Below are 9791 nucleotides of genomic sequence, written 5' to 3'. Positions count from 1 at the left end.
GCAAGGCGCCGCGCCTTCCCCCGTCAAACTAGTTAGATCTTGCCGACCAGGTCGAGCGATGGCGTCAGGGTCTTGGCGCCTTCATTCCACTTGGCTGGGCAGACTTGACCAGGGTGGGCAGCAACGAATTGCGCAGCCTTGAGCTTGCGCAGGGTTTCCGAAACGTCACGAGCGATCGCGTTGTCATGGACTTCCAGGGTCTTGATGACGCCTTCCGGATTGATGATGAAGGTGCCTCGCAGTGCCAGGCCTTCTTCTTCAATGTGCACGCCGAAAGCGCGGGTCAGCTGGTGGGTTGGGTCGCCAACCAGTGGGAACTGGGCCTTGCCAACAGCTGGCGAGGTCTCATGCCAGACTTTGTGCGAGAAGTGGGTATCGGTGGTGACGATATACACTTCAGCATTGGCCTTCTGGAACTCGGCGTAGTTCGTTGCTGCATCTTCAACTTCGGTAGGGCAGTTGAAGGTGAATGCCGCAGGCATAAAAATCAGAACCGACCATTTTCCCTTGAGGGATTCGTTGGAAACTTCGACAAATTTACCGTTGTGGAAAGCGGTGGTTTTGAAAGGCTGAACCTGAGTATTGATAAGAGACATGGGAGTATCCTCGTTTGCTATGTGTCGGTTAATAAAAACTATCGAATGAGAAGAACTCATTGAGTATGATGATACAACAATCTGCATCCCGCTCTGATTGGTTGTATTAATCGACACGATTGGAAAAACTATGACCGCGTCCTTGCGCGATCGCCATCGCGGCCAGGATCAGCAATGCGGCAAAGGCGAACGCCAGGTGCATGCCGCCCACGGTAAATACCAGTCCCATCACGCAAGTGCCGCTGATCAGGCCGAGATTGCGCGACAAGGTCAGAATGCCTGAGGCGGCGCCACGCTGCTCATCGGCCACGGCGCTCATGACCGCGGTATTGTTAGCCGCCTGGAACAGTGCGTAGCCTGCGGTCAGGATGACGAGCGGCGCAATATATCCGGCCACACCCAGGCTCGCCGACGTCATGGCCAGGCCCGCTGCGCCGCACGCCATGCCGATCAGGCCGGCGATCGTCACCTGGTGGGTGCCCACGCGGTCGACAAGGCGCCCAGCCGGCACGCCCGTCAGGACCGATACGATGGGCCCGCATGACATCACCAATCCGATGGCTGCAGCATCGAGCGCAAGTTCACCCGCGAGATAAAAGGGGCCAATGACCAGCGTCGCCATGACCACTGCGGTAACCAGGACGTTCATGGCTAACCCTGCCCGGGGTATCTTTGGCGGCGCTGATGATGCCGGCTTGCTGCGCACGCTGTCAGCTGGCAGAAAGCAATACGCCAGCAGCAGCGCTGCGATCCCTATCGGTATGCTGATCAGGAATATGGAAGGCCATCCAAACTCTGCGATCAGCATGCCGCCCAGGGCTGGACCAAGTGCAGTCCCGGCTGCGGACATTGTTCCCAGCAGCCCCATCGCACTCCCGATTCTTGCTTTCGGGAGCGCGGCCATGGACAGCGCCATCATGATTGCCGCACCGAGACCCTGGACCGCCCGCAGCGCAACCAGCATCCGGAGTGTGGGGGCGATGGCGCACAGGCCCGACGCCACTGTAAATAGTCCGATGCCGATCAGGAGCAAGCGACGGCGGCCCGTGAGGTCGGCGAGACGGCCGACGCCGACAACTGTCACGGTAATCACCATCAGATAGACCAGCACGATCGACTGCACCTCGGCGAACGAGGCGTCGAAGGCCGTCGCCATCGCTGGCAACCCTACATTGGCGATACTGGTTCCTAGCGACGCCAGCAGCATCGAGAGTGACACGCTGGCGAGCGCCCAACGATACGATGGGTTCATGGTTTCCTCCTGCTGTATCCAACTGTACCGGCCCTGCTGCCATGGCGGAAGGCGCACCATTTGCAATTTATTAGTGCATGGGGCGCCATGTCACGCGCTAGAATTGGTGGATGACGAATCCCGACTTTAATTTGCTGATCACCCTCGACGCCGTGCTCTCGGAGGGCAGCGTCGCCCGCGCCGCCAGGCGGCTTGGCCTCAGCCCCTCGGCAATGAGCCGCGCGCTGTCGCGCCTGCGCGAAACGACTGGCGACCCTTTGCTGGTCAGGGCAGGGCGCGGCCTTGTGCCCACGCCTCGGGCCATGGCATTGCGCGAACAGGTCAGCCAGCTCGTGCAGGACGCCAAAGTCGTCCTGCGCCCGGCTGAAAAACTGGATATCAAAAAACTCGACCGGACTTTCACTCTCCGCACGCGCGATGGCTTTATCGAAAACTTCGGTCCGGACCTTATTGCCCGTGCGGCGCTTGAAGCACCTGGCGTACGCCTCTGCTTCGTCCCCAGGCAGGATCGCGAGAGCGCGTCTCTGCGCGACGGTTCCGTTGATCTCGAGACCGGCGTCATTGGCGCGGCCACCAGCCCCGAGGTGCGCACGCGCGCGCTTTTCCGCGACCGTTTCGTCGGCGTCGTCCGCATGGGCCACGCACTCAGCGAAGGACCCATGACACCGGCCCGCTATGCGCAGGGTCGGCATATTCGGGTATCGCTGCGGGGCACCGACAAAGGTCCGATTGACGACGCGCTGGAAGCGCTCGGCCTGCAGAGGGATATCGCAACCGTGGTCGGAGGCTTTACCGCGGCGCTGGCCGTGGCGTGCGCATCGGACCTGATTGCCAGCGTCCCCGAGCGGCAAACCGGCAAGCTCCGCGCCGGCATGCACAGCTTTTCCCTGCCTTTTCCCGCTCCTGCATTTACGGTCTCCATGCTCTGGCATCCACGCCTCGATGCCGATCCGGCGCATCGCTGGCTGCGTGACATGGTGTTTGAAATTTGCTCGCCAAGTTGCGTTGATGTCACATCTGGTATTAATTTGGACTGATTTATCCCATATTTCCAAGATATTGGTGCTATATTGGTATTGCAATATTATCTGAAAATACCTTTTCGCCGCCAGATGGATCGTTCATGTGATCCGCCCCGCGCGGACGACCGACTTCTTGAACAGGGAGTCACAATTGAACAGGACGATCATTAATAGCCTCATCGTCGGTCTGCTGGGTGGATCGATTGCCGCATGCGGCGGCGGGGCGCCCGGCGCCGTGGCGCCGCAAATCGCCGTGGCAGCGACGACCACGGTTTGCTTTCCGGCGTGGGTGAGCACCTTCGCCTATAGCGGCGGCGGAACGGCCAGCTATGCCGGCGTCAATTACACCGCCGCATACTGGACCCAGGGCGACAATCCATCAACCAACAATGGCGGGGCTGGCAGCGGCAAGCCATGGACGATCTCGAGTACCTGCGGCACCACGCCGACGCCCACTCCGACTCCAACTCCAACTCCAACTCCAACTCCGACACCAACTCCAACTCCAACTCCGACACCAACACCTACACCTACACCTACACCGACGCCCACTCCGACGCCAACCCCAACTAATTGCGCGCTGTGGGCTGAAGGAACAAGCTACACCGCTGGCCAGGTTGTCAGCTACCTTGGCGTGTCGTACAAGGCGCTCGTTACGCATACTGCGCACGTAGGCGCCAACTGGAATCCGAAAGATTCGCCGACGCTGTGGAGCGCGGGCGGCACCTGCACGACGCCGACCCCGACACCTACACCTACGCCGACACCAACGCCGACACCGACCCCGACCCCGACACCAACGCCCACCCCTGGCTTGGCCAAGCACGCGCTGGTCGGCTACTGGCACAACTTCACCAACCCAAGCGGCGCCACGTATCCAATCAGCCAGGTCAGCAATGACTGGGACGTCATCGTCGTTTCCTTTGCCGACAACGCGGGTGGCGGCAACGTCAGCTTTACCGTGGATCCGGGCGCAGGCACCGAAGCGCAATTCATCGCCGACGTCAGCGCCAAGCGGGCCGCCGGCAAGAAAGTGATCCTGTCACTGGGCGGCCAGAACGGTTCGGTATCGGTGGGCTCGACCGCCGAAGCGACCAACTTCACCAACTCGCTTCACGCCATCATCAACAAGTTCGGCTTCGACGGCATCGACCTTGATCTCGAAAACGGCGTGGCACAGGGCGCGGCCATCCAGACCTACCTGCCAATCGCCGTGAAGAACCTGAAAGCGAAGGTCGGCCCCAGCTTCTACCTGTCGATGGCGCCGGAGTGGGTGTATGTGGAAGGCGGCTTTACCAGCTATGGCTCGATCTGGGGCGCCTATATCCCGATCATCAATGCGCTGCGCAACGACCTGACCATCCTGCATCCGCAGTACTACAACAACGGCGACATCTACACGCCGTACGCCAGCGGTGCGCTCAAAGCCGGTTCTACCGACCAGCTGGTCGCCACCGCCAAGATGCTGATCGAAGGCTTTACCTACGGCGGCAACAACTTCGCGGGCCTGCGACCGGACCAGGTAGGCTTTGGCGTGCCGTCCGGACCCAGTTCGGCCGGTTCGGGCTTCACCACCACGGCCAATGTCAACAACGCCCTGAACTGCCTGACGAAGCTGCTCAATTGCGGCACCATCCGGCCCGTGACCGCCTATCCGGACTTCCGCGGCGTGATGACCTGGTCGATCAACTGGGACAAGAAAGATGGCTATAACTTCTCGGTGCCGGTAAAGGCACATCTGCGAACCTTGCCTTAATCCGGCGCATGCAACGAAAACCCGGCTCATTTGGCCGGGTTTTTTCGTTGGCGACTATACTGTCGGCATAAATGCACATTAGGCTCTATTGAAAACCCCAAAAAGAATTGCGCCGCTCGTTGAAGAGGGCCTGGTCGACGAAGTCATGCGCCAGCTCATGAGCGGCAAGGAAGCGACCGTGTACGTGGTGCGCTGCGGCGACGACATCCGCTGCGCCAAGGTCTACAAGGAAGCGGACAAGCGCAGCTTTCACCAGGCCGTGGCCTACCAGGAAGGCCGGCGCGTGAAGAACAGCCGCCAGGCGCGCGCGATGGAAAAAGGCACCCGCTACGGCCGCAAGATGGCCGAAGAAGTGTGGCAGAACGCCGAAGTCGAAGCGCTGTACCGCCTTGCCGCTGCCGGCGTGCGCGTTCCGAAACCCTATGTCTGCTTTGAAGGCGTGCTGCTGATGGAGCTGGTCACCGGCGCCGACGGCAATGCCGCGCCGCGCCTGAACGACGTTGAACTCACCCGCGAAAGCGCGCTGGCGTTTCACAAGGCCCTGTTGCGTGAAGTGGTGCTGATGTTGTGCGCCGGCGTCATCCATGGCGACCTGTCCGAATACAACATCCTGGTCGATGCCGAAGGCCCGGTCATCATCGACCTGCCGCAGGCAATCGATGCCGCCGGCAGCAGCGTGGCGGCCGACATGCTCGAGCGCGACGTGAGCAACCTGGCCACTTTCTTTGCTGCCGTTGTTCCGGAACTGGCAGGCAGCCAGTACGGAAAAGAAATCTGGATGCTGTACGAAGCAGGGCTGCTGACGGCCGATACACCGCTGACAGGCATCGTCGCGGCGCCCGAGGAAGCTGCCGATGTCGGCGCGGTCCTGCGTGAAATCGCACTGGCGCGGGAAGAAGAGGCCGAGCGCACTACCTACCAGATGACCGTCGACGGCTGACGTATCGGCACTTGCCAAGCGGTGCGGGATTGGTTATCGTCCCTGGCAGCGTTGCCGTATTTTGCCCCCCACGGCACGGCCCAGCCTGAACAAAGGAAGCCCCAGTGCGTGAATCGCCAAAGGCGCGCTTGCTGCTCGCCTGTTCCCTCCTAGTACTGCTGTATTTTTTTGCTGCTCGCCTGGGATTGCTGCTCGCCTTCGAATCGACCAATGTTTCACCAGTCTGGTTTCCCTCGGGAATCGCCCTTGCCGCGCTTTTGTTGCTGGGCAGGCGCGTCTGGCCCGGGGTGATCATCGGCGCCATGGCTGCGAATGCCGTGGTGTTCCTCGAGAACAGTGTGCTGCAGGGCGTGGACGCGCTCGCGGTATCGCTGGCCATCGCGAGCGGCAATACGCTGGAAGGACTGGCCAGCTTGTTCCTGCTCCGCAAGCTGCTCGGCGACCCGCGCGCCTTGCGCGCCCCTGTCCAAGTCTATGTGTTTGTGGCGGCGTGCGCGCTCGGCGCGACGCTCGGCGCTGCGTCCGGCACCACCGTCCTGGTGTGGTCAGGCCTCATTCCCACGGCCGCCGTTCCCATGATCGCGGCCACATGGTGGGTAGGCGACCTGGCTGGCATGCTGATCGTCACGCCATTGGTGCTTTCCTGGCGCGGCGCTGCCCGGCCGTCCCTGTCCGTGGTCCTGTCCGCCCTGGTACCCATGCTGATCCTGCTTGTCGTGCTGGGCGCGGTATTTTCCCTGCCCGCGTCGACGGTGTCGCGTTCGCTGGTGTTTATCCTGTTGCCATGCGTCGGCTGGGCGGCCTACCGCTACCGCCAGCGCGGCGCCGCGTTGGCGCTGCTGGTCATCAGTGTCGTCGCGGTGGCGGCCACCATCCTGAATCACGGGCCATTCTCCGGCGGTTCGCGTACCGATGCGCTATTTGCACTGGAAGTATTCATCGGTCTGTCCTGCGTGGTGGGCATGGTATTGGCGGCCGATGCCGACGAATATGCGCGCCGAGGCCTGCACATGTCTTCCATGCACGGCGCCTGGCCGCACTGGATCGGCTTGTTCGGCGGCCTATTGCTCTCAATTAGCGCCTGGCAATTCGTTACCAGCGATACCGAACAGCGCGCGCGCGAGCTCTTCAACGACCAAGTGAGCGATCTGCGGCGGCGGGTTGCCGAACGCATCGAGGCCTATACCCAGATTCTCGAATCGGGGCGGGCGCTCATTTCCACGAGCGGCAAGGCAAGCCGGGAGGATTGGCATGCTTTCGTCACCTATATCGAGGTCGAGCGCAAGTATCCAGGCTTCCAGGTGCTGGGCGTGGCGCGGTATACGCACGACAAGGCAGCCCTGGAACGGGCAATCCAGGGCGAAGGCTATCCCGGGTTTTCCGTGTGGCCAGAAGGCGAGCGGTCCGACTACGCCGCCATCATTTATCCCGAACCTTTCAGCGCCAGCAATATGCGCGCCTTCGGCTACGACCTGATGTCCGAACCGCTGCGGCGAGCGGCCCTGCTGCGCGCCATGGAATCGGGCCAACTGGCGGTGTCGGCCAAAGTGCGCCTGGTTCAGGAGCAGGACGCGCACAGCCAGGCAGGGTTCCTGATGTTTATCCCGGTCTACCGCCGCGGCGCACCACAGGCATCCGGGCGGGAGCGGGCCGCGGCGCTGGAATATTACGTCTACAGCGCTTTCCGGATGGATGACCTGATGGCCGATATCCTGTCCCGCGCCAACCGCTCGGTGGCACTGGAGATATTTGACGGCAACATTGCCTCCGCCGATGCCCGCATGTATGCCAGCCCCGGCTTGCAGCGCCGGCCAGCCCATCAGCCTGCCTTTGCCAATACGGCCAGGATGGCGGTCGGCGATATCCACTGGCTGGTACGGGTCAGTTCGCTGCCTGCCTTCGAATCGGACATTGACAGCGCCAAGGGCTTGATCGTGCTGTTCGCCGGTACGCTCATTTCCTTGTTGCTGTTTAGCATGATGCGGGCCATGAGCGTGACGCGCGAAGATGCCCTGGCGCTGGCGTCGAGCATGACGGGAGCGCTGCGCGAGTCGGAGCTGCGCTTCGCCGTGCTGGTCGATTCCGCCATTGAATTTTCCATCATCGCCACCGATCTGAAGGGAACGATCACCGTGTTTAGCGTCGGCGCCGAGCGCATGCTGGGCTACCAGGCCGCGGAGCTGGTCGGCATTGCGTGCCCGACCATATTGCATGACCCGGCTGAAATCGCATGCAGGAGTGCCGAGCTGTCGGCCGAACTGGGCAGGCCGGTACTCGGTTTCGAGGTGTTCGTGGCCAAGGCCGTCCTGCGCCAGGCGGAAACGCGCGAATGGACCTATGTGCGCAAGGATGGCTCGCGCCTGGCGGTGCAGCTGAGCGTCACCGCCATTCTCGATGCCAGCGATGCGGTGACCGGTTTCCTTGGCATCGCACGCGACATCACCGAGCAAAAGCAGGCCGAGCAGAATCTGCTTTGGGCCATGACCCAGGCTGATGCGGGCAGCCGCGCCAAGAGCGAATTCGTGGCCAATATGAGCCATGAACTGCGCACTCCGCTCAACGCCGTGCTCGGCATGGCGCAACTGCTCTCGCGCAGCGCGCTTAACGAGGAACAGCGCAAGGATCTCGATGTCATTCGCCGTTCGGGCGCGTCCCTGCTGGCGATCCTGAACGACATCCTTGATTTTTCCAAGATCGAGGCGGGCAAGATGGACTTGGCGCGCATGCCTTTTTGCCTCGAAGACCTGGTGGCCTCGCTGGCGACGATGATGAGCCTGGATGCGCGCGAGCATGCGCTGACCTTGACCATCGCGCTCGATCCGGCCGTGCCAGCCACGTTGCTCGGTGACGCCTTGCGGCTGCAGCAAGTCCTGGTCAATTTGGCCGGCAATGCCATCAAGTTCACCCGCCATGGCCACGTCGCGGTGCGCATCGATTGCCTGGCGCTGCTGGAAGAGTCGGTGCGGCTGCGCATCGAAGTCGAGGACAGCGGCATCGGCATGACGCCCGAGCAGCTCGACAAGCTGTTCTCTCCCTTCACGCAAGCCGATTCATCGACCACCCGGCGTTTCGGCGGCACCGGACTGGGCTTGACCATTTCGCGCCGCCTGGTGGAACTGATGAATGGCACGATTTCCGTGCGCAGCAAAGATGGCGTGGGCAGCACCTTCAGCATCGATCTCACCCTGGCGTATGACCCGGCGCATGCCGCACCCACGCCTGAGGACGTGCTGCGGGACTTGCCGGTCCTGGTGGCCGACGCCGATCCGGCCAGTGGGCTCGTGCTTGTGGAAACCCTGGCCGGCCTGGGGTGCCGCGCGCGCCGCAGCGCTTCGTCGCCGCCGGCCTTGCAGTGCGAGCCGGGCGGGGTGGTAATGCTCAATCTATCCTTGTGCGGCGCAAATCCTGCCGCCTTCATCGCCCGAATGCGCGCAGCCAGGGCCGCGCCGATCGTACTGATGGTCAGTTCGTTCGAACGGTCCAGCGTGGCGTTCGATCCTGCCGCACTGGGCGCCGACGATGTGCTCGACAAACCCATCACGGCCGGCCCCTTGCGTCGTTGCCTGCGCAGCCTGCTCTTGCGCGGCAAGCGTTCCGCCCCGTCCCTGCCTGCCGCCGCCGGGACGCTATTGCACTGCCGGGTGCTGCTTGTGGAGGACAATTTCATGAACCAGGAGGTGGCGCGCCGCCTGCTCATCGCCAGCGGCGCCAGCGTCGACATCGCGGGCGACGGCAGGGCGGCCTTGTCCATGCTTGGCGCCAATCCGGACGCCTACGACCTGGTCCTGTTGGATATACAGATGCCCGTCATGGACGGTTTCGAGACGATCGCGCATATCCGCGATCAGCTCGGCCTGATTATCCCCGTCATCGCCATGACTGCCGGCGTGATGGAACACGAACGCGAACGCTGCCTGGCAATGGGAATGAACGGTTTTATCGCCAAGCCGCTCGACCTGTCCGACATGCTGGCGGAAATCCGGCGCGTGCTGGGGCATGGCCCGGGCAAGCCGCTGCCGCCGCCCGTGACCGGCGCGGACGGCGTGTTCGACCTGGATTTCTTGCTCGACAAAGCCTCCGACAAGGATGGCATGCGGCAAGCCATGACGAAATTGATCGCCGGCTTCGTCGGGCGCGCCACCTCGCCGCTCGATGATATGCCGGCGGCCTGGCGCGAAGGGCGCGGCGCAGAGGCCGAACGCGCCTTGCACGCATTGCGCGGTTC

At 62.5% G+C, this 9791-nt stretch carries 6 protein-coding genes; 4 read left to right on the top strand and 2 right to left on the bottom strand.

What is annotated here, in order from left to right:
* Positions 1–32 precede the first annotated feature (32 nt).
* Together ahpC and Q7T06_RS02465 are read right to left on the bottom strand one after the other, a co-directional pair.
* Entirely contained in the window at positions 33–596 is a 564-nt protein-coding gene (gene ahpC / locus Q7T06_RS02470; protein ID WP_304779596.1) for an alkyl hydroperoxide reductase subunit C, read from the bottom strand.
* A 106-nt stretch (positions 597–702) separates the two neighbouring features.
* On the bottom strand, positions 703–1848 hold the full coding sequence (locus Q7T06_RS02465) for an MFS transporter (protein WP_304779594.1): 1146 nt from the start codon (positions 1846–1848) through the stop codon (positions 703–705).
* A gap of 110 nt (positions 1849–1958) precedes the next feature.
* Here Q7T06_RS02465 and Q7T06_RS02460 point away from each other — a divergent pair, with 110 nt between their 5' ends.
* From Q7T06_RS02460 to Q7T06_RS02445, 4 genes are all read left to right on the top strand, one after another.
* A complete protein-coding gene (locus tag Q7T06_RS02460) occupies positions 1959–2885 on the top strand; it encodes a LysR family transcriptional regulator (protein WP_304779591.1) in 927 nt (308 codons plus the stop codon).
* Positions 2886–3021: 136 nt separating this feature from the next.
* Entirely contained in the window at positions 3022–4626 is a 1605-nt protein-coding gene (locus Q7T06_RS02455; RefSeq protein ID WP_304779588.1) for a chitinase, read from the top strand.
* Positions 4627–4714: 88 nt separating this feature from the next.
* Positions 4715–5566, top strand: a complete 852-nt coding sequence (locus Q7T06_RS02450; protein ID WP_304779585.1) for a PA4780 family RIO1-like protein kinase — start codon at positions 4715–4717, stop codon at positions 5564–5566.
* A 104-nt stretch (positions 5567–5670) separates the two neighbouring features.
* A partial coding sequence (locus Q7T06_RS02445; protein ID WP_304779582.1) for a CHASE domain-containing protein occupies positions 5671–9791 on the top strand: 4121 nt, incomplete at its 3' end.

The organism is Herminiimonas sp. (genome assembly GCF_030645555.1).
Taxonomy (GTDB): Bacteria; Pseudomonadota; Gammaproteobacteria; order Burkholderiales; family Burkholderiaceae_D; genus Oxalicibacterium.
This window is presented reverse-complemented; position numbering and strand designations above follow the sequence as displayed.

Excerpts from the sequence above, each read along its gene's own strand:
- Q7T06_RS02460 (WP_304779591.1), top strand. The coding sequence starts at position 1,959 with ATGACGAATCCCGACTTTAATTTGCTGATCACCCTCGACGCCGTGCTC.
- ahpC (WP_304779596.1), bottom strand. The coding sequence starts at position 596 with ATGTCTCTTATCAATACTCAGGTTCAGCCTTTCAAAACCACCGCTTTC.
- Q7T06_RS02465 (WP_304779594.1), bottom strand. The coding sequence starts at position 1,848 with ATGAACCCATCGTATCGTTGGGCGCTCGCCAGCGTGTCACTCTCGATG.